Annotated in this window: 17 protein-coding genes; 4 read left to right on the forward strand and 13 right to left on the reverse strand. The window is 68.5% G+C overall.

Annotated elements, in window-relative coordinates:
• The first annotated feature begins 241 nt into the window (after positions 1–241).
• Positions 242–2,554, forward strand: coding sequence for a DUF7159 family protein (locus tag RCP37_RS20440; protein ID WP_308484762.1), 2,313 nt, complete (start codon positions 242–244; stop codon positions 2,552–2,554).
• On the opposite strand, the gene egtE is transcribed toward RCP37_RS20440, so the two are convergent.
• The 9 genes from egtE to RCP37_RS20485 all read right to left on the reverse strand — a co-directional run bounded on the left by egtE (position 2,551) and on the right by RCP37_RS20485 (position 10,934).
• Positions 2,551–3,657, reverse strand: a complete 1,107-nt coding sequence (gene egtE, locus RCP37_RS20445) for an ergothioneine biosynthesis PLP-dependent enzyme EgtE (RefSeq protein WP_308484763.1) — start codon at positions 3,655–3,657, stop codon at positions 2,551–2,553. The genes RCP37_RS20440 and egtE overlap by 4 nt on opposite strands.
• On the reverse strand, positions 3,654–4,622 hold the full coding sequence (egtD, locus tag RCP37_RS20450; protein WP_308484764.1) for an L-histidine N(alpha)-methyltransferase: 969 nt from the start codon (positions 4,620–4,622) through the stop codon (positions 3,654–3,656). Before egtD ends, egtE begins: the two co-directional genes overlap by 4 nt.
• Positions 4,619–5,320 carry an ergothioneine biosynthesis protein EgtC gene (gene egtC, locus RCP37_RS20455; RefSeq protein ID WP_308484765.1) on the reverse strand — a complete coding sequence of 234 codons (702 nt, stop codon included), beginning with the start codon at positions 5,318–5,320 and terminating at the stop codon, positions 4,619–4,621. The genes egtD and egtC overlap by 4 nt, the downstream gene beginning before the upstream one ends.
• Positions 5,320–6,600, reverse strand: coding sequence for an ergothioneine biosynthesis protein EgtB (gene egtB, locus RCP37_RS20460; RefSeq protein ID WP_308484766.1), 1,281 nt, complete (start codon positions 6,598–6,600; stop codon positions 5,320–5,322). The genes egtC and egtB overlap by 1 nt, the downstream gene beginning before the upstream one ends.
• Positions 6,597–7,883 carry an ergothioneine biosynthesis glutamate--cysteine ligase EgtA gene (gene egtA, locus RCP37_RS20465; RefSeq protein WP_308484767.1) on the reverse strand — a complete coding sequence of 429 codons (1,287 nt, stop codon included), beginning with the start codon at positions 7,881–7,883 and terminating at the stop codon, positions 6,597–6,599. The genes egtB and egtA overlap by 4 nt, the downstream gene beginning before the upstream one ends.
• A gap of 64 nt (positions 7,884–7,947) precedes the next feature.
• Positions 7,948–8,568: a sensor domain-containing protein gene (locus RCP37_RS20470; RefSeq protein WP_308487178.1), complete on the reverse strand. Its 621-nt coding sequence runs from the start codon at positions 8,566–8,568 to the stop codon at positions 7,948–7,950.
• 34 nt (positions 8,569–8,602) lie between these two features.
• The gene (locus RCP37_RS20475) at positions 8,603–10,051 is read right to left on the reverse strand and encodes a catalase (protein WP_308484768.1); all 1,449 of its coding nucleotides are present in this window, start codon (positions 10,049–10,051) and stop codon (positions 8,603–8,605) included.
• Between the two features lie 118 nt (positions 10,052–10,169).
• Complete coding sequence (locus RCP37_RS20480) at positions 10,170–10,517, reverse strand: hypothetical protein (RefSeq protein ID WP_308484769.1); 348 nt, start codon at positions 10,515–10,517, stop codon at positions 10,170–10,172.
• Positions 10,518–10,598: 81 nt separating this feature from the next.
• A complete protein-coding gene (locus tag RCP37_RS20485; protein ID WP_046282722.1) occupies positions 10,599–10,934 on the reverse strand; it encodes a hypothetical protein in 336 nt (111 codons plus the stop codon).
• Positions 10,935–11,165: 231 nt separating this feature from the next.
• Between RCP37_RS20485 and RCP37_RS20490 the strand changes: the two genes are divergently transcribed.
• Positions 11,166–11,912, forward strand: a complete 747-nt coding sequence (locus RCP37_RS20490; RefSeq protein WP_308484770.1) for a hypothetical protein — start codon at positions 11,166–11,168, stop codon at positions 11,910–11,912.
• Here RCP37_RS20490 and RCP37_RS20495 read toward each other — a convergent pair.
• The 3 genes from RCP37_RS20495 to RCP37_RS20505 form a co-directional block, all read right to left on the reverse strand.
• Positions 11,905–13,011: a DUF4185 domain-containing protein gene (locus RCP37_RS20495; protein WP_308484771.1), complete on the reverse strand. Its 1,107-nt coding sequence runs from the start codon at positions 13,009–13,011 to the stop codon at positions 11,905–11,907. The genes RCP37_RS20490 and RCP37_RS20495 overlap by 8 nt on opposite strands.
• 90 nt (positions 13,012–13,101) lie before the next feature.
• A complete protein-coding gene (locus tag RCP37_RS20500) occupies positions 13,102–14,148 on the reverse strand; it encodes an aspartate-semialdehyde dehydrogenase (RefSeq protein WP_308484772.1) in 1,047 nt (348 codons plus the stop codon).
• The gene (locus RCP37_RS20505; protein WP_046282719.1) at positions 14,149–15,414 is read right to left on the reverse strand and encodes an aspartate kinase; all 1,266 of its coding nucleotides are present in this window, start codon (positions 15,412–15,414) and stop codon (positions 14,149–14,151) included.
• A gap of 281 nt (positions 15,415–15,695) precedes the next feature.
• Here RCP37_RS20505 and leuA point away from each other — a divergent pair, with 281 nt between their 5' ends.
• Positions 15,696–17,513 carry a 2-isopropylmalate synthase gene (leuA, locus tag RCP37_RS20510; protein ID WP_308484773.1) on the forward strand — a complete coding sequence of 606 codons (1,818 nt, stop codon included), beginning with the start codon at positions 15,696–15,698 and terminating at the stop codon, positions 17,511–17,513.
• Between the two features lie 40 nt (positions 17,514–17,553).
• Positions 17,554–19,383: a sigma-54-dependent Fis family transcriptional regulator gene (locus RCP37_RS20515; protein ID WP_308484774.1), complete on the forward strand. Its 1,830-nt coding sequence runs from the start codon at positions 17,554–17,556 to the stop codon at positions 19,381–19,383.
• On the opposite strand, the gene RCP37_RS20520 is transcribed toward RCP37_RS20515, so the two are convergent.
• Positions 19,365–20,471, reverse strand: coding sequence for an alpha/beta hydrolase fold domain-containing protein (locus RCP37_RS20520; RefSeq protein ID WP_308484775.1), 1,107 nt, complete (start codon positions 20,469–20,471; stop codon positions 19,365–19,367). The two genes, RCP37_RS20515 and RCP37_RS20520, sit on opposite strands and share 19 nt — an antisense overlap.
• Positions 20,472–20,546 lie beyond the last annotated feature (75 nt).

The raw sequence follows: 20,546 nt of genomic DNA on the forward strand, positions 1-20,546 counted from the left end.
CCTGGTCCGATCGGGTGGCGCTACACGGCAGGATCGCGACGCCCGAGCAGGTCAGTCCACAAAATTAGACATTCTTCACGAACCCATCAGACGCTATTCATTCACTCACCCGCATATTTCGATGTATTGCGAGTACATCTCGTGATGGTGAACAAACGGTGTCGGAACGCCGCCGATGTTTGTGCCCCCCAGAAGCCGCCGTGGCCGACCGCGTGCAGGTCAGAACTGAATCGGAGAAGACATGGACGTCGTCCTCGGTGTGGCACTTGCGTCGAGCGCACCCACCACCATCCACACCGTGCTGGTCTGCGGAGAACGCGGGGACGGCGTGACGCTGGAAGAGCTCAGCATTGACGTGCCTTCCGACGACTCCGGCGAATTCGCCGCCGTCGACGCGTTGATCGCCGCGATCTTGCGGGCGAGGGACGCCGCAGACTCGGCCGGTCTGCACCTGGTGTCGACCGGCGTGACGGTGACCGATCCGCTCGACGCGGCAGCACTGAGTTCACGGCTTTCCAGCGGCGCCCTCGAGGGTTTGGAGAACGTGGCTCTGGTCTCCCCGGTGCTTGCGGCGGCAAGCTTGGCCCACAACCTGGGACAGACGGTCGGCTGCGACCAGATGGGGCTGCTGTCCGTCGAGGCGTCGACCGCGACACTGGCCATGGTCGACTGCACCGACGGCACCATCACCCGGATCTTTCGGCAAGCCCTCGATGACGGCGATGCCACCGCCGCGGTCCACACGGTCGCCGATCGGCTCAACGCCGCCCACACGTCGCCGGACGGTCTGTTTCTGATCTGCGCCGAGGGCGATTCGACCGCGTTGCGGCCACAGCTGGAGGCCACGGTCGACCACGAGGTATGCGAGCCCGCGGAGCCGCGTGCCGCCCTGGCCCGTGGTGCGGCTCTGGCCTCTGCCCGCCTGGTCGGTGTCGAGGCGGAGTCCGCCGCGCTGGCCTACACGCAAGAACCCAGCTCCTGCGCCGTCGGCCCCTGCTACTACGACATCCCCGGCTTTGACGCCGACGACCTGGCCTACAGCGCAGTGCCCGACGAAGACGCCGAAGCGGCCACCGAGATCTTCGCACCGGTGGGTCACCCGCCTCGCCGTCCACTGTTGGTGGCCAGCGCGGCGTTGGCGTCTGCCGCGTTCGCCGCAGCGTCGGCGCTGATGGTGGCCATGACGCTGGACATCACCCCCAACCTGGTCGCGCTGCGCCCGGATCTCGGTCGGGCGCTGACCATTCCGCACCGGGCTCCGAATCTTCAAGTACCCGCCACCGAGCCGTTCGGGGGACAACCACCGGTGATGGGGCAAGCGCCAGCGGACTCGATTCCACTGCCGCCGTTGAGCCTGCCGTCGGCGCCCGACCTTCCGGCGGCAGTGCCGCTGGGTGCCCCGGCGCCCGGTCTGCCGGCACCACAGCCGGTGGCGGCCGGGGCAAGCACCGGGCCATTGTTCGTACCCGCCCCGATCTTCGGCCCGCCGATGCCCATCCGCCCGCCGGCGGCGCAGACGCCGTCGCCCTTCCTGTTGGCGCCGCTTCCGCAGCCGGCCCCACACCGGCCCGTCTTGGCGGGGTTGACTGATCTGTCATTCCTGTGGGGATTGCCCGGCAAGAGGCCGACGGCACCGGCCCCGGTGGTCAAGCCCCAACCGCCCGAGGTCAAGCCCGAACCCCCGGTGGTCATTCCCACGCCGCCCGTCGAGCTCCCCAATCCCCCGGTGGTCAAGCCCGATCCGCCGATCGTGAAGCCCCAACCGCCGGTGGTGAAGCCGAACCCGCCGATCGAGCTCCCCGATCCGCCGGTCGTGAAGCCCAATCCCCCGGTCGTCAAGCCCGAAATTCCGGTGGTCAAGCCCAATCCCCCGGTCGTCAAACCTGAAATCCCGGTGGTCAAGCCCAATCCCCCGGTCGTCAAACCTGAAATCCCGGTGGTCAACCCGAACCCGCCGGTGGTGAAACTGCCGGATCCGCCGGTTCAGGTCCCGGACATTCCCGCAATCAACCCGAACCCGGGAATTCAGCTGCCGGAGCTGCCTGTCAAGGTGCCTGACGCACCCGCGGTCAACCCCAATCCGGGAATCCAGTTGCCGAATCTGCCGATCCAGCTGCCGAATTCAGGCCCCCCGGCCGGGCTTCCGGTTCCCGAGGCGCCGTCACTGCCGTCACTGCCGTCACTGCCCGCACCCCAGGCGCCGTCACTGCCGGCATTCACCGCACCCCAGGCACCCGCACTGCCCTCGCTGCCGGCACCGCAGGCACCCGCACTGCCCGCACTGCCCTCGATCCCGGCACCCCAGGCACCCGCACTGCCCTCGCTGCCCGCACCGAGCGCACCCTCCATGCCCAACCTGGGTGGTGGCCTGTTCGGCGGAGGCGGTAAGCCCGGCGGGATCTTCGGCGGCGGTGGAAGGCCCGGTGGCGGACTGTTCGGGGGCGGAGGCGGCGGCGGCTTGTTCGGCGGCGGCGGATCCCGCGGTGGAGGACTCTTCGGCGGTGGGGGCGGGGGCCTGTTCGGCGGCGGAGGCAAGGGCCTGTTCGGCCACTAGCGTTCGCCGAGAACGGCCTTCATCGCCCCGCGTGGCGCATCGGCCAACGCCGTAGCGAGCACCTGCACGTCGTCCTCGGTGGTGTCGAGGTGCGGCGAGATCCGCAGCACGGGCATGGTCAGCTCCAGCGGTGCGCGTTCGACTCCGGCTGCGGTGGTAACGATCCCGTGCTCGGCGATCAGCCAGGCCCGCACCTCCACCGGATCAGTGCCCAAGGGCGGTACCAAGGTGGTGATGGCGCTCGGCTCGTCGAGCGGTTCGACCACCCGCCAGCCGGGTAGCTGAGCCAGCACCCGTCGGCTGCGGGCGCCCACGCCGGCCAGCGCAGCCCGCACCGCCACCGGCCCGGCCGTCAGATGTTCCCCCAGCGCAACACAGAACCCCACCTGTGCAGCGACATTGACGTCACCAGCCTCCGGTCCGGGCTCCGACAGTGCGGCCAACGCGGGCCGCACTGCGAGTGCCCCGACACCGCGCGGCCCGGCAAGCCACTTGCGTGACGACGAATAGACGGCATCTGCGCCCACGGCGCAGTCGATCTGGCCCAGGGCCTGCGCCGCGTCGACAACTAGTGGAATGCCGAGCCCGCGGCAGATATCTGCCAGCTGCGCCAAGGGCTGCACCAGCCCGCGGTGACTGCCGACCGGAGTCAGGTGCACCAGGCTCGGCGGGTCGGCCGCTAGTGCGGTCGCCGCCTCGTCGAGCACCAGGCGGCCGGTGTCATCCACCGGCAGCATCCGCCAGCTGAACCCGTGCGCCGCGATCACCCCCAGATTCGGGCCGTACTCGCCGGGCAGGCAGGCCAGGGTGCGCTGCGCCCCCGGCCATCGGGACAGCAGCAGATCCAGCGCATTTCGCGACCCGGTGGTGAACACCACGTCGGCATCGGCCGTGCCGGTCAGTGCCGCGAATGCCGCCCGCCCGGCATCGAGTACCGGCGCGGCCGCCTCGGCGGCGACGTAGCCACCGACCTCGGCTTCGTGACGGGCATGGCGGGCTGCCGCATCCAGTGCCTCATAGCTCTGCCGTGAGCAAGCCGCACTGTCCAGGTGCAGCCCGGCGACCGGTGGGCGCGCGGCACGCCAACTGTCGGCGAGGCTCATTTGATGGCGAGCGACAGGCCGAAATCGCCTGCCGCGTCGGTCCACCACCGTCGGCGGCGAAGACCCGCGGCGGCCAGTTCGTCGGCCACCTGCTCCGGCCGGAATTTGCAGGACACCTCGGTCAGCATCTCCTCACCGGCCGCGAAATCGACAGCCAGATCCAGCGCACCGACCACGACATGCTGGGCGCGGCGGGCCCGCAGCCACATCTCGATGCGCTGCTCCGCCGAATTCCAGCGCACCACATGGGCGAACTCGTCCAGGTCGAAGTCGGCATCGAGTTCACGATTCACCACCGCAAGCACGTTGCGGTTGAACGCCGCGGTCACCCCGGCCGAATCGTCGTAGGCACGCACCAGCCTGCCGGTGTCTTTGACCAGATCGGTGCCCAACAACAGACCATCACCGTCGTGCATGACGGCGGAAAGGTCGGCCAGGAATTCGGCGCGTGGCCCCGGCGTCAGGTTGCCGATGGTCGAACCCAGAAACACGAACAGTCGCCTGCCGCCGTCGGGGATCTGTGCCAGGTGATGCTCGAAGTCGCCGCAGACACCGTCCACTCGCACGCCGGGATAGTCACCGGCAATCGCCTCCCCCGCCGTTTCCAGCACCCCGGCGTCCACGTCGAAGGGGATGAATCGACGCAACTTCCCGGCGCCCTGCAGTGCGTCGAGCAGCATCCGGGTCTTTTCCGAGGTGCCACTGCCCAGTTCCACCAGGGTGTCCGCACCCGACAGCGCCGCCACCTCGCCCGAATGGGCTCGCAGGATCTCCGCCTCGGCGCGAGTCGGGTAATACTCGGGCAGCCGAGTGATCTGGTCGAACAGCTCGCTGCCGACGTCGTCGTAGAACCACTTGGGCGGCAAAGACTTCGGATGCTGCGCCAGTCCGTGACGGACGTCGGCCCGCAGCGCGGTGCGTGCCGCGTCCGCGGCCAGGTGATTGGCAATGGTGACCCCCGTCATCGGGTCACGCCCAAGGCGGTGACACGGACCTCTCCGTCGCGCGCGTCCACCAGGTGACAATCCGGGATATCCACCCAGCGCGGGTCGTCGTCGTAAGGCTCGCTGGCCAACACCACACCATCGGCACTGTGCAACATCGACAAGGTATCTCCCCAGGTCGTCGCCAACATCCGGGAACCGTTGGCGGCCACTATGTTCAGTCGCGCTTGCGGATCGGCCGCACCGACCTCGGCGATCACCTCGCCCAGCGATTCCACCCCGCGGGCAAAGATTGTCGCGGCCAATACGGCGCTGTCACACACCGATTCAGCACGATCGGTGGCGGTCAGGACCTCGCGGTTCACCACGCCGTTATGCGAGAGCAGCCAACTTCCGTCGGTGAACGGCGCGGTGGCGCTGGCCTCGATGGGCATCCCGACGGTCGCCGAACGCACCGCAGCCACCACGCAGTGGCTGGCCAACACCGGGGCGATCGAGGCGAACGACCCGTCACTCCACAGCGGTGCCGCGCTGCGCCACCGACGAGGCACCCCGCCCTGGATGGCATCGAAAAAGCCTGCGCCCCAACCGTCGGCGTTGAGCAACCCGTGCTGCTGCCGGCGCGGAGCATAGGACTGCACCAGCAGCCCCTGCGGCGGTTCCAGCATCAGCTCGGCCAATGACCGCGGCCGGCCCAGCCAGCCCAGGTGCCGGCACATCAGGCGTCCCAGGCCAGTCGGACACCGGCGAAGATCTGGCGCCGATAGGGGTGGTCCCAATTACGAAAGCTCGGCCGCAGGATCTCGCGGGCGACCGCCCACGAGCCGCCGCGCAGCACCCGGTAGTCGCCGCCGAAGAACGGCTCCGAATAGCGTTGGTAGATCATCGGCGAAAAGCCCGGCCACGGTTGCAGGGGCGAACTCGTCCACTCCCAGACATCGCCGAGCAGTTGTTGGGCGCCATAGGCCGACGCCCCGTCCGGGTAGGCCCCGACCGGCGCCGGTCGCAGCGCCGCACCGCCGAGGTTGGCTACCTCGGCCGACGGATCGGTCCCGCCCCACGGATAGCGGCGTCGCGCGCCGACGACCGGATCCCAGGCGCAGGCCTTCTCCCATTCGATCTCGGTGGGCAACCGGGCCCCGGCCCATGCCGCGTATGCCTGCGCCTCGAAATAACTGATGTGTTGCACCGGCTCGTCGTCGGGCAGATCCTCGGCGTGGCCGAATCGGACCCGGGATCGATGATCGGGGCCCCAGAACTCCGGCGCCGTCAACCCGGCCTGCACACAGTGGCGCCAACCCCGTTCGCTCCACCATTGAGGTTGCCGGTATCCGCCGGCGTCGATGAACTCGCGCCATTCGCGGTTGGTCACCGGCACCCGGCCGATCCGGAAGGCCGCCACATCGACGTGGTGCGCGGGGCGCTCGTTGTCGAGCGAGAAGGGCTCATCGCTGGCGTTCACGCCGAGTACGAATTCGCCGCTCGGTACCAGCACCGAGGTTCCTGCAAGCTCGGGCCGCCCGCCGGGCAGGCCGTCGCCCGCGCCAAGCAGCGGCGGGCCGGCACGTAGGTTCAGTGCCTGCAGCATGGTCTCATCGTGCTGGTATTCATGGCTGAGCACCAAGCCGAACACGAACCCGTCCCCCGGGCCGTCGGGATGAGTCTCCAGCTTGTCGAAAACCTTGGAACGCACGGTGGCGCAATACTTCCGGGCCTGATCGGGTGCCAACAGCGGTAGGGCGACGCGGCTGGCACGGGGGTGGATGAAGGCGTCGTAGAGGCCCTCGACATCGGCCGGCAGCATGCCGGGGCGCGCCGGGTCGCCGTCGCGCAACAGCCACAGCTCCTCCTGCTGACCGATATGCGCCAGGTCCCATACCAGCGGGCTCATCAGCGGGTCGTACTGGCGGTGCAGCTCGGCGTCGTCGAAATCGACGAGCGTCAGCGTGCGCTGTCGCGCCCGGGTCAGGTCGCGGGCCAATATTTCGGATGTGGTCATAACTGTCTGCGCGCCAGTCGAGTCACCATCGCGGTGGGGTCGGTCCGGGTCACTTCGTCGGTGACGTCGTCGGCCGGGCAGCGGCCTCGTTCGACCATGCCGGCCAGCCGATCCATCCCGTCGCGCAGGGATGCCGGCGCGCGGTCAGCGGCCAGGCCAATGCAGCGTCGGGCCGCCGCATGCAGCCGCGGGTCGGCTAGGCCGATCCGGGCGGCGACGTCCCAAGCGGTAGCGACGGGGGCGACGGCTTCGGCGGCGCTGTCGGCGGCGACCGGGTCATCGAGCAGGGTGGCCAGGGTGAATACCAGTGCCGGCCAGAGGGTGTCGTCAACACTGTCGAGGTAGCGGATCTCCAGCCATCCGCGTGGGCGCACTGGAGGAAACAGTGTGGTCAGGTGGTAGTCGAGGTCTTTGGTGCCAGCACGGCGGTCGCCGAGCCGCACCCGTCCGTCGGCCCAGTCGGCGAACGGCACGTAACGGCTGACCGGAATGGCTTCGGGAGTGTGCACCAGCATGACGGGCGCTTTGAGCGCGTACCGCGCCCAGTCGGTGGCGGGATCGGTGCCGTCCAGGCCGAGGACGGGACCGCAGCGCGCCGAGTCCAGCCGGCTCCACACCCGCTGCCGGGTGGAGCGCCAGCCGGAGAACTCCCCGGCCAGCAGCGGGGAGTTCGCGGCGATCGCGACCATCGTCGGGCCCAGCGCGTGGGCCAGCCGGACGCGGTCGGCCCACCCGGAACGTGTACCGGCATCCAGATTCAGCTGGACCGACGCCGTCGCAGTCATCATCGCCGCACCGGCCGAACCGGTGTGGCTTGCCGCGAAGAACTGTTCCATGGCCGCGTAACGCTCGCCGGGGTTGACCCGCTCCGTGGGCCGCAGCGGGTCGGCGCCCAGCTGCACCAGACCCAGGCCGGCGTCGGCGAACGCCGCCCGCAGCACCGCCTGATCGGCCGCCATCGCGTCGATCGCGGCGAGGGCATCGGTCAGGGGCGGGCCGGAGAGCTCCACGGCGCCGCCGGGCTCGACTGTGACGACACTGCCGCCCGGCAAGGCCGGCAGGGACCGCAGCACGTCACCGATCTCGGCCCAGCCGGGCCGGCGGTACGGGTCGGTCGGGTCGAAGCAGTGTGCCTCGATCTCCAAACCCACCCGGCCGTGCGGGGCGTCGGTGAGGCAACGCTGCGTGATGTAGTCGGCGGCGTCGGCGGCACCGGACAGCTCGGGGCCGCCCAGGCAAGACTCATCTCCGCGGGACAGTTGCGTCGCCGCGGCGAACCCCATATCAACCCCTCCGCCCGTCGATCTTCCCGACGCTACCGGAGAGGGGCGACAAGCGGACCGATGATTACTGACCTAGCGAGTTCTGCATCGCCCCTGCCAGCACGTTCACCGCGGGGCCGGCGTTACCGGACTGGCAGACCTTGGCCTGCAACAAGACGTTGGCCCGCAACCGGGTCTGGTTGAAACAGCGCCGGTCGGTACCGGCCTCCTGCTTGGTCCAGGCCGCGTCGGTTGCCGTGGCCGGCCCGCCGCTGAACTCCCAGATCTGGGTGACTCCGTTGTCCAGATGCATCGCGGTGGTGCGCCCCGAGCAGCCGCCGGTCCGGTCGACGACACGGTGGAATGCCGCGGTGGCAGCATCGTTGGTGGCGAATACCCCCACCGCCTGTTTGACGAAGTGGCCCTGATCGGTGGCCGAGGACTGAGTGACGGCGCTGTTGAACGACGCCAGGTCGGGATCGTTGTAGACCTCGGGCAATCCGATGTCCGCCCAGTTGTTGCATGCCGGGTCGTCGACCCAGTAGGCCTGGAACGGCAGACCGGAGACGGCTTCGAACCCCATCGGGGCGCCGACGATGTTGCCGACCGAGCCCTTCGGCAGCACCGCGTAGGAGACCACGCCGGGTTCGGAAGGCCCGGCGGCGGCGACCGGGGCGACCGCCGCTCCGGCAGCGGCCAATCCCATTCCCGCCAGCAGGGTTGCGCCGGCCCGCCGGCCGTCAGGCAAGGTTGGCCCGCACCCCGGCCTCCACCGCGCGACCCAGATCGGGGTCCACGTTGCGCCAGTACTCGAACACCCGGGACAGCACCGGCTCGGTGACACCGGCCGAAACATGCCCAATAATATTGGCGGCCAACCGCTTCCGCGCATCGTCATCGAGAACATCGCGGACCAGAGTGCGGGCCTGGCTGAAGTCGTCGTCGTCGGGGCGCAACGTGTAGGCGGCGCGCACCATGTCCCCGTCGGCGTGCCAACGCACTTCGGCGGCACGGGCCGGGTCAGCCTTGGGACCGCCCATCGAGTTCGGCGCGTACACCGGGTCCGTCGCATTGACGAACCGCATGGCGCCGTCCTTGGAGTAGCTGTGCACCTCGGATTTCGGTGCGTTGACCGGCAATTGACTGTAGTTCGTCCCGATCCGGGCCCGGTGGGCGTCGGCGTAGGAGAAACCTCTAGCCAACAGCATCTTGTCCGGGCTCAACCCGGTGCCGGGCACCATGTTGTTGGGCTGGAACGCCGCCTGCTCGATCTCACTGTGATAGTCGCTGACATTGCGGTCCAGCGTCAGTTTGCCGACGTCGATCAGCGGGTAGTCGGCGTGCGGCCACACCTTGGTCAGATCAAACGGGTTGTAGCGGTAGGTCTTTGCCTCCTCGAACGGCATGATCTGCATCTTCAGCGTCCAACTCGGATACTCACCGCGCTCGATCGCCTCGTACAGGTCCCGCTGGTGGTAGTCGGCATCGACGCCAGCCAAACGGTCGGCCTCATCCTGGGCAAGGAACTCCACGCCCTGGTCGCTGATGAAGTGGTACTTGACCCAGAAGATCTCTCCGGCGGCGTTGATCCAGCTGTAGGTGTGACTGGAGTAGCCGTTCATGTGGCGCCAGTTCTTCGGGATGCCCCGGTCCCCCATCAGCCAGGTGACCTGGTGAGCCGACTCCGGCGTGAGGCTCCAGAAGTCCCACTGCATGTTGTGGTCGCGCAGATTGCTGGCCGCGCGACGCTTCTGGGAGCGGATGAAGTGTTGGAACTTCAACGGATCACGCATGAAGAAGACCGGGGTGTTGTTGCCGACCAGGTCGAAGTTGCCCTCCGACGTGTAGAACTTCGTCGCGAACCCCCGCGGGTCCCGCCAGGTGTCGGGGCTGCCCCGCTCGCCGGCGACGGTGGAGAACCTCGTCAGCGTCTCGGTCTTGGCGCCCGGGGCAAACACCGCGGCCCTGGTGTATCTGGTGACGTCCGCGGTGACCTCGAAGTGCCCAAATGCCCCACCGCCCTTAGCGTGCGGCTGACGTTCGGGGGTGCGCTCCCGGTTGAACATCGCCATCTGCTCGATCAGATAGTGATCCTGCAACAGGATGGGACCATCCGGGCCGAGCGTCAGCGATTCACCGTCGCTGGGCGCCGGAATTCCGGCATCGGTGGTGGTGTGGTGCTCGGTCATCTACCTGTCTCCCCTGGTACGTAAACCTTCTGACTCAAGACGTGTGGCCGAGTGTGCGGTTTGGTGTGCTTCACAGCGGAATTCACACCTAAACCGCACACTCGGCGAAACTCGGACCTCAGCGGTGCGGCGGAGCCGACGGTGGTGGCGGTGGCGCGGGCGGGCCGGCGGGACCGCCGGGGCCGTTACCCGGGCCGGCGGGCCGGAATCCCGGCCACCCTTCCTCGCCACCGGGCCCGCCCGGCCCGAAGCCGGGGCCCATCGGCGGACCGTGATGCATCATGCACGGTCCGTGGTGGTGGTGCCCGTACCAACCGCCGCCGCTGAGGTAAACGCCGGTGCCGAAGATGACGGCGGCGACGAAGACGGTTCCGGCGACGATCACCACCCAGGCAGCGGCTTGGTAGAGCCGGTTCGGCGGTGGTGGCGGAGGAGGCGGTGGTGTGGAAACTGGCGACTCGCTCATACCGATCAATCATGCCCCACAACGACGCCGGCCGCCGCCCTTCGGGAGGGGCGACGGCCGGTTGCTCGTGGCCGGACCGGGTTACCGGCCGGGTGGGGGCGGCGGGGCCTGGGTGCTCACCGAGGGCGGCAGCTCGCCGGGTCCTCGCTGGTCCGGGCCGGGTCCCATCGGCCCCGGGCCGCGGTGGTGGCCCTTGTGGAACATCGCGTGCTGGCCGTGATGCCCGTGGTGTCCGTGGCAGTGGTGTCCGCCGGGGCCGCCGCGGCTGACCCAGACGCCGGCAAAGAAGATCGACGAGACGATGAAGACGATGCCGGCGACGATCGCGACCCAGGCCGCGAGCCGATACAGCCAGTAGGGCTTGGGCTCACCCGGCGGTGCCGGTGGGGTGGTTGTGGTGTCAGGTGTTTCGCTCATACAAGGCATCTTGCCGGGGGCAACACCGGGCGCCGCTAGGTCTTGGCTATGCATCAGCTATGAGCCCTGCGGGGCGGAGGGACCCGACAGCCACCCTATGAATAGCGCCAGAAAGTCCAGGGAAAACCCTGTATCCCCACCACGCTTCGCGCTCCTAACATCGCTCTCAGAACCAAGCCATCGGGGCGGGGAGCAGCAGGGGAAGGCACGACCATGGGGACTCTGAAACGTGTGGGCAGCCTGAGCGTATTGGCGGCCGGGGTGGGCATCGGTGCGGCTTTGGCGGCTACGCCGGGGGTCGCTTTCGCCGGGTCAAACTCGGTGGACGGCGGCGCGGGTGCACTGGGCGTAGTCGCCGCCTTTGCGGCAGCGGACATCGGTGACGCGGTCGCCGGGATCGGTGCAGCGGGCTCGATAACCCCACCGACCATCCCCACCGACTACGCCAACTTTGCGATCTCGTTCAGCGGGATCCCGTTGTATCAGTCTGGAACCGCGTTTGCCGTGTCGGACTTCGGCAACTTTGCGATCGCCCACGGAGATGGCGCCGTCGCCACCGCGTGGCACGGCCTGTTCAACTACGCCTCGGCCACCGGTGACCACAGCGTCGCCGACGCCGGCTATGGCGGTGGATCGTTCAACAGCGCCACCGTGACGGGCGAGAACAGTGCCGCGTATGCGGGGTGGGTCAATGGAATCACCGCCAACGGCAATGTCGCCAGCGTCACCGGGGACTTCTCCACGGCTTACGCGGGTGTCCCCAACGGGGGCATTGCGGGCGGCAGCTTCAACTCGTCCACAGTTGAAGGCGCGCACTCCTTCGCCACCACCGGCCTTGACGGCAGCAGCGGCAACGTGGCCAGTGCCATCGGCGACTACACCACGGACGTCGTCCCCGCCACGGGCGCCGCGGACACCGACCTCCTCGGTGACGGCGGCACCGATTTCTGGGCCGACCTGTGGCACCTGTTCAGCTGACCGACCAGGGCTTGAACGGGTTCACCGCGAACTGGATCACCCGATAGGGCGCGCGATCACGCGGCTGGGTGTTCCATTGGCTGACGAACACCCGCAGCTCATCGAGGGTCGATCCCGGCGAGATGTAGCCGCCGTAGGGCTGGGCCAGCCGGTTGTCGTACGGCGACGGCAGGGTCTCGACGGGCACCGGCGGATCGGGCCACTCGGCGTGCTGCACCACCGTGGTCACCGGGGCAGTGCCCAGCCCGGTCGGTTCGTAGGCCACCCGCACTTCCATGTTCCCGGTGGTGCCGTTGAAGTAGGACAGCACCGGCCTGCCGTCGATCTGGCGCAGGCTGAGCTCACCGATCTGGTCGTTCCACAGCGGCGTGGGTGTGTGCCCCCAGCCCGCGGTGGCCGACCAGCCCTGCCAGGCGGACCGGTCGGTGAACTTACCCGGTGTGACCCGGTACAGGGTCACCGGCGAGCTGCGGTCAAAGTTGTTGGCCACCAAATACACCCAGCCGGTGGCCGAGTCCGGCGTAGGAATCGGGTCGTAGTAACCGCTGATCTGCGACTGACCGCGATCCTGGTAGGAGGCGGGCCGCTCCGACCCCGGCACAGTCTGCCAACCCGGTTGCGCCGGATCGGCTTTCACCAGCCGAGAGCTTTGCGGCACCAGCATCTTGGCGGTGGTCACCATCAGATAGTTGGTCCGGTTGATCGAGACGATTCCGGCCGGCAGCTGCGTACTGCCCGCCGGCGCAGGGTCGGCCAGTAGCGGCTTGCTCACCCCGAGTACCCCGGCGTAGCGCACCCCGTCGGAGTCATCGACCGAATCGGGGTCCAGCCGCAGTGCGATCGGCGAATACCAGCCGCCGTACCCAACGCCCTGGCCGGCGAAGCTGTCCCCGCAGATCTGCAGCACCGCGGTGGGGAACTCCATGAACTCGCACAGGTCGGTGGCACCGATACCGTAATCGCCGGTGGGCGTTCCGGTTCCGGCACTGGGGCCGATTCGCACCACTTGACCTTCGGCCAGGGGCCACAGCACCGGACGCGGGATGGGCGCCGGCGGCTCGGCGTGCGCCGCCCCGGGTAGAGCCAACAGCAGCGCCATCACCGCCGATCCCGCCGAGCGTGTACTCAGACCGAAAAATCGTGGAAGATTTCGCGCTGAGTACACGTTCGGCGCCTTGGCAGGGCCGCGTCAGGACCCGGAAGATCCAGCCAGCAGCTCGGCGATCTGAATCGTGTTGAGCGCCGCACCTTTACGCAGGTTGTCCCCGGAGACGAACAGCGCCAGGCCGCGCCCGTCGGGAGCACCCGGATCAACCCGGATTCGTCCCACCAGCGAGTCGTCGGCGCCGGCGGCAGCCAGCGGGGTCGGCACGTCGGTCAGCGTCACGCCGGGGGCGTCGGCCAGGATCTCGGCGGCCCGTTGCGGCGACAGCGGCCGGGCGAACTCGGCGTTGATCGACAGCGAGTGCCCGGTGAACACCGGCACGCGAACACACGTGCCGCTCACCAAAAGCTCTGGCACACCCAGGATCTTGCGGCTCTCGTAGCGCAGCTTCTGGTCCTCGTCGGTCTCGCCCGAGCCGTCGTCGACCAGCGAGCCCGCCAGTGCGACCACGTTGAACGCGATCGGTGCGACGTACTTGTTCGGCGCCGGGAAGTCCACCGCGCCGCCGTCGTTCACCAGTTGCTCGGCCCCGTCGACGACCGCACGGACCTGCGACGCCAGCTCCTGCACGCCGGCCAGCCCGCTACCCGAAACCGCCTGGTAGGTCGAGATGATCAGCCGGGTCAGGCCGGCCTCGTCGTGCAGCGGCTTGAGCACCGGCATCGCCGCCATCGTGGTGCAGTTCGGGTTGGCGATGATGCCCTTGGCCAACTTCTTGCCGCGCACATCGCGGTCGAAGTTCACCTCCGAGACCACCAGCGGGACATCGGGATCCTTGCGCCAGGCCGAGGAGTTGTCGATCACCGTGACCCCGGCGGCGGCGAACCGCGGCGCCTGCACCCGCGACATCGTCGCGCCGGCGGAGAACACCGCGATGTCCAGCCCGGACGGGTCCGCGGTCTCGGCGTCCTCGACCTCGATCTCGGCGCCGCGGAATTCCAGCTTGCGCCCGGCCGAACGCGCCGACGCGAAGAACCGCACCTGCTCGGCCGGGAAGTTGCGCTCCTCCAGCAGGGTGCGCATCACCTGGCCGACCTGGCCGGTCGCACCCACAACACCGATGGAAACCATTTAGCGCCCCGTCCCGCCGTACACCGTGGCCGCCTCGTCCGTGCCGAGGCCGAACGCCTCGTGCAGCGAAACGACGGCCTTGTCCAGATCATCTTCGGCGCACAGCACCGAGATCCGAATCTCGGAGGTGGAGATCAGGTCGATGTTGACCCCGTTGTCGGCCAACGTCTCGCAGAAGGTGGCCGTCACGCCCGGGTGGCTGCGCATCCCGGCGCCGATCAGCGACACCTTGCCCACCTTGGCGTCGTAGAGAACCTCGGTGAAGCCGATCTCGCCCTTGAGCGACTCCAGCTTGGCCACCGCGGCCGGCCCGTTGTCGCGCGGGCAGGTGAAGGTGATGTCGGTCTTGCCGTCCTCGATCTTCGAGACGTTCTGCAACACCATGTCGATGTTGATGTCGGCGTCGGCGACGGCGCGGAAGATCTTGGCCGCGTAGCCGGGCAGGTCGGGGATGCCGACCACGGTCACCTTGGCTTCGCTGCGGTCGTGTGCGACTCCGGTCAGGATGGCGTCTTCCATGGGGATGTCCTTGATCGATCCGGAAACGATGGTGCCGGGCTTGTCCGAGTAGGAGGACCGGACGTGGATGGGCAGGTGGTAGCGGCGGGCGTACTCCACGCAGCGCAGCATGAGCACCTTGGCGCCGCACGCGGCCAGTTCGAGCATCTCCTCGAACGTGACGGTGTCCAGGCGCTTGGCGTTGGGCACGATGCGCGGGTCGGCGCTGAAAATGCCGTCGACGTCGGTGTAGATCTCGCAGACGTCGGCCTTCAGCGCCGCAGCCAGCGCGACCGCGGTGGTGTCCGAGCCGCCGCGGCCCAAGGTGGTGACGTCCTTGGTGTCCTGGCTAACGCCCTGGAAGCCGGCGACCAGCACCACCTGGTCCTCGCCGAGCGCGGCCTGCAACCGGCCCGGGGTGACGTCGATGATCTTGGCCTTGCCGTGCGCACCGGTGGTGATGACCCCGGCCTGCGACCCGGTGAACGAGCGGGCGTTGCAACCCAGCTCCTCGACGGCCATCGCGACCAGGGCGTTAGAGATCCGCTCTCCGGCGGTCAGCAACATGTCCAGTTCGCGGGCCGGCGGAGCAGAACACACCTGCTGCGCGAGGTCCAGCAGGTCATCGGTGGTGTCGCCCATCGCCGAGCAGACCACCACGACCTCATTACCAGCTCTTTTGGTCTCGACGATGCGCTCGGCGACCCGGCGGACCCGGTCGGCGTCGGCCACCGACGATCCGCCGTATTTCTGCACGACGAGCGCCACGGTCGTCCTTTCCGCCGATCTGACTGATCGGGCCTCTACAAGAACCTCAACAAGGATAGGGGAAGGACTTCGCGGGTTCACTCGGCCTCCGGGGCGAGGACGTGCGAGGACATCGCGCTGCGGCCAGTGGATTGGCGTGTAAGCTTCTCCACGTGCAGCGCGCGCTCCTGCTCGGACGCCGCGACGGGGTCTGACCAGGACCGGCTCCCCGTCGCGGGTTTCGCCGATGCGCCGGTTCTTGAGTCCACTGGACAAGTCCCTGACAAGCCGGAGCGAAAATCGTGACTACCTATTCCAGCCCTTCTCACCCGGACGCCTTCACGTCCACCCGTGCCATCACCACACCCGCGGGGCCTCCCAACCCCGGCCAGCCCGCCTGGAACCCTCAGCGCGGCTCGGCAATGCCGGTCAACCGGTACCGTAGCTTCGCCGATGAGGTCGAACCCGTCACACTGGCCGACCGCACCTGGCCCGACCGTGTCATCGAACGCGCCCCGCTGTGGTGCGCGGTCGACCTGCGCGACGGCAACCAGGCGCTGATCGACCCGATGAGCCCGGCCCGCAAGCGGCGGATGTTCGACCTGCTGGTGGCGATGGGCTACAAGGAGATCGAGGTCGGCTTCCCGTCGGCCAGCCAGACCGACTTCGACTTCGTCCGCGAGATCATCACCGAGGGCGCGGTGCCCGACGACGTCACCCTGCAGGTGCTGACCCAGTGCCGCGACGAGCTGATCGAGCGCACCTTCGAAGCCTGCGCGGGCGCCAAGAGCGTGATCGTGCACTTCTACAACTCGACATCGGTGCTGCAGCGCCGGGTGGTGTTCCGCGCCGACCAGGCGGCGGTGCAGGCCATCGCGGTGGCCGGGGCACGCAAGTGCCTGGCAGAGCAGGCCAAGTACCCGGACACCCGGTGGCGCTACGAGTACTCGCCGGAGTCCTACACCGGCACCGAACTGGAGTACGCCAAGGCGGTCTGCGACGCGGTGGCCGACGTGATCGAGCCGACGCCGGACAACCCGATCATCTTCAACCTGCCGGCCACCGTCGAGATGGCGACCCCGAACGTCTACGCCGACTCGATCGAGTGGATGAGCCGCAACCTGAAGCGACGCGACTCGGTGATCCTGAGCCTGCACCCGCACAACGACCGCGGCACCGCCGTGGCCGCCGCGGAGCTGGGCTATCAGGCCGGAGCCGACCGGATCGAGGGCTGCCTGTTCGGCAACGGTGAACGCACCGGCAACGTCTGCCTGGTAACGCTGGGGCTGAACCTGTTCTCGCGTGGGGTGGACCCGCAGATCGACTTCTCCAACATCGACGAGATCCGCCGCACCGTCGAGTACTGCAACCAGCTGAACGTGCCCGAGCGTCACCCCTACGGCGGCGACCTGGTCTACACCGCGTTCTCCGGCAGCCACCAGGACGCCATCAACAAGGGCCTGGACCAGATGAAGATCGATGCGGACGCGGCCGACTCCGACGTCGACGACATGCTCTGGCAGGTGCCCTACCTGCCGATCGATCCCCGCGACGTGGGCCGCACCTACGAAGCGGTGATCCGGGTCAACTCGCAGTCCGGCAAGGGCGGCGTGGCCTATGTGATGAAGACCGACCACGGCCTGGTGCTGCCGCGACGGCTGCAGATCGAGTTCTCCAAGGTGATCCAGCAGCTGACCGACGGCGAGGGTGGCGAGGTCACCCCCAAGGAGATGTGGGACGCCTTCGCCGACGAGTACCTGAACCCGATCCGTCCGCTGGAGCGTATGCACCAGAAGCTGCTCGCCGCCGAGACCGACGACGGCACCGACCGCATCGAGGCCACCGTCTTGGTCGACGGCGTGGAGACCGAGATCACCGGGTCCGGCAACGGCCCGCTGGCCGCGTTCGTCGATGCCCTGGGACAGGTCGATGTCCAGGTTCACGTGCTGGACTACTCCGAGCACGCGATGAGCGCCGGCGAGGAGGCCCAGGCCGCGGCGTACGTGGAGGCTCAGATCGGCGACAACACCGTCTGGGGCGTCGGGATCGCACCATCGATCACCACCGCGTCGCTGCGGGCGGTGGTCTCCGCGGTGAACAGGGCGGCCCGGCTCGGCTGACGCGCGACCTACGGGGGGCAGGCATGATGCGAGTGACGCGATGTCCGGGGATGACAACCCGCTGCTGAGGGCTGCCGCCGACCGGATGGCATTCCTCGAGTTCGGCAGGCCAAGCGTCGCGGGAGTCTCCGACCTGGTTGTCGCTTCGTGGGAGCGCAGCCGGGATGCCGGTGTGGATGCCGTCCGCCCGATCAGCACGTTCACCGATGAGATCGACACCGATTCGCTGTTGGCGCGCTGCGCGCGCCCAGTGCTGGAGCAGTTGGGCGACGACACCTCCGCCGCCGACCTGCCGCTGGCCATCGGCCTGAGCGACCGCAAGGTGCGCGTCGTCCAACGGATCGATTCCTCCGCGACGGCCACCCGGCTGTTCGACCGGGTCCAGTACGCTCCCGGATTCGACTTCTCGGAGTCGGCCGTGGGCACCAACGGGGCCGGAACCGTCTTCGAGTCAGGCCAGCCCGTCAGCATCGTCGGCCCGGAGCACTACAGCGAGAGCCTGGAGAACTTCGCCGCCTGTGGCGCTCCGATCCTCGACCCGGTCACCGGCCGCGTCGAGGGCGTCGTGGCCATCGCCACCTTGACCCAGGCGTGGAACCCCGTCATGCACGTTCTGGTCAAGAACGCCGCTAAGGAGATCAGCCGCAACCTGCTGCTCGACCGCAGCCAGACGCAACAGGCCGTCTTCGACGCCTACCTACGCGTCACGGCCCGGTCGGCCCGCGCGGCCGTGTTCGCCTTCGGTGCCGCTCTGCTGATCGCCAGCCCCGCCGCCCAGCAGATGTTCGACGCCGGGGAACAGCAGGTGCTCCGCGACCACGCGACGTTCCTGCTGGCCCACAGAGAACGCGCCAGCGACACCGTCGTGCTGCCGAGCAGCCAACGCATCGTGCGCATTCGCGGAACCCGGGTCTTCGCCGGTACCGAAGTCGCCGGCATGCTGGTGATCGCCGAACCGGCGACCTCTGGGCGCGCCGGATCGGCGGGCGCCGCCGCTGAGCCCGGCGCGGTCCCACTCGGGGTGACCACGCTGTTCGGCTCGCAGAAATCCCTGGCCGGCGGCCGCGCCCCGGCATGGGTGCGTGCCTGCGACGAACTACGCGAGGCGCTGGAGAGCCAGACGCCGGTACTGCTGGTCGGCGAATCCGGCGTAGGCAAGTTCACTCTGGCGACGCAGCTTTTTCAATCGGTCCATCCCGGCGCTCGCAGCATCACCATCGACGCCGAACAGCTTGCGACACACGACGCGGCCGGCCCACCACCCAGCGGTCCGGGCGGGCCCGCTTTGCACATCGCGCGTGACATCGATCAGGCGAGCCCGGCGGGCATCGCAGCGCTGAACGCCTACTTCGCTGCGGTCGAATCGCTCGCCTTACCCGGCTGGGTGGTCGCGACCGTGTCGCAGGACCCGTCCGGCTCAACGCAATCAACGCCGGAGTTCGGTGAGCTGCTGAGCCACTTTCATGCCGCGATCACCGTGCCGCCGCTGCGCTACCGCACCGATGATCTGCCGGGCATCACCGCCGCCCTGCTGCGCGGGATCGCACCGGAACGCAAGGTGCGGCTCAGCCCGGGGGCGCACCGTCTCATCAGCCGATACCCGTGGCCCGGCAACGTCAGTCAGCTGCGGGCGGCCTTGGCGCATGCGCTTAGCCAACGCCAGATCGGTGAGATCGCCGACACCGACCTGCCGGGATACTGCCAGGGCGTCGCCCTCCGGGCCTTGACTCAGCTCGAAAGCCTCGAACGAGACGCGATCGTGGCGGCCCTACGACAGGCCGGCGACAACCGGGCCGCTGCCGCCGCGCAACTGGGGATGTCGCGGTCGAGCCTGTACCGGAAGCTGAAGACCTACGGGATCACCACGTAATCGTCGATCGCGTCCGGGACCGTCACCCAGTCGGTCGCCTCACGGATGTACTGGCCGATCTGGCGCAACGACCGGTTGGCCTCGGGCACCATCGGGCCGGCGATCTGGAACACGTGCATCTGGCCCGGCCACACCCGCAGCTGGACCGGAACCCCGACATCGGCCAGGCTCTGCGCAACCAGCTTGGCATCCTGCAACATGACTTCGGAGCCCGAGACGTGGATCAGGGTGGGACACAACCCGGATTCGATGTGGTCCAGTGGTTCGAAGACCTCTTCGGGGGCGCCGTCGCTGCGGCGTTCGGCGGCGTGCGTAACCAGCTCGATCAACGCGTCGAAGGCCTTAGCCGGGAACATCGCATCGCTGCCGCTGTTGGGGTGCGTACGCCGAGAGGTCTTGGCGATCTGGCTCAGCGGCGACATGCAGACCAGAGCCGCGGGCTGTTCGGCCTCATCGAGGAGCCGTTGGGCCAGCGCCAGCGCCAGGTAGCCGCCGGCGGAGTCACCGGCCACCACGATCTGGTCCGGCGCATAGCCCTGGCTACGCAGCCACTGGTAACCCTCGTAACAGTCGTCGATCGCCGCACCGATCGAGTGGGTGGGGATCTTGCGGTAGTTGACCGCCAACGCGGGGCTGTCCGCGTACTTCGACAGCGTGGTGATCAGCCGGTCATGGGTATTGACTCCACATGTCATGAAGGCGCCGCCGTGCAGGTACAGCACCACGCGCCCGGCACCGTCCGCCGGCCGCACCCCGGCGGCGCGGACCAACCGCGCTGTGCAACGCGACAGCCGAATCGTGTGGCGAACGCTGCCCGGGGCGGAGGGGACGACCCGGGCAGCGTGGTCCACCAGGCCCCATGGCCATGGAGCTTTCGGCAGCTGACTGCCGATCGCCAGGATGGGCCGGATGCTGAGCCGGGCGGCGAGCCCGACGAGTTGGCCGGCGAGGCTGGGGCCGTTCTCCACGACCTCCTCCGGCAGCGCGGAATTCCGCCGGCGCGCCGGGGTCGACGCGCCTCGACGAGCCCGGCCTAGCAGCGGGGTCACGTCGGGGGTTGCCCGGTCTTCACGCACAGCGGTGGTCATCGCTGCAGCGCCGATGACCGCAAATGTTTCGTCACGGTTAACAGCATGGCGTTATCCGTTCACCTGTCGATGTCC

The organism is Mycolicibacter sp. MU0102 (assembly GCF_963378105.1).
GTDB lineage: Bacteria > Actinomycetota > Actinomycetes > Mycobacteriales > Mycobacteriaceae > Mycobacterium > Mycobacterium holstebronense.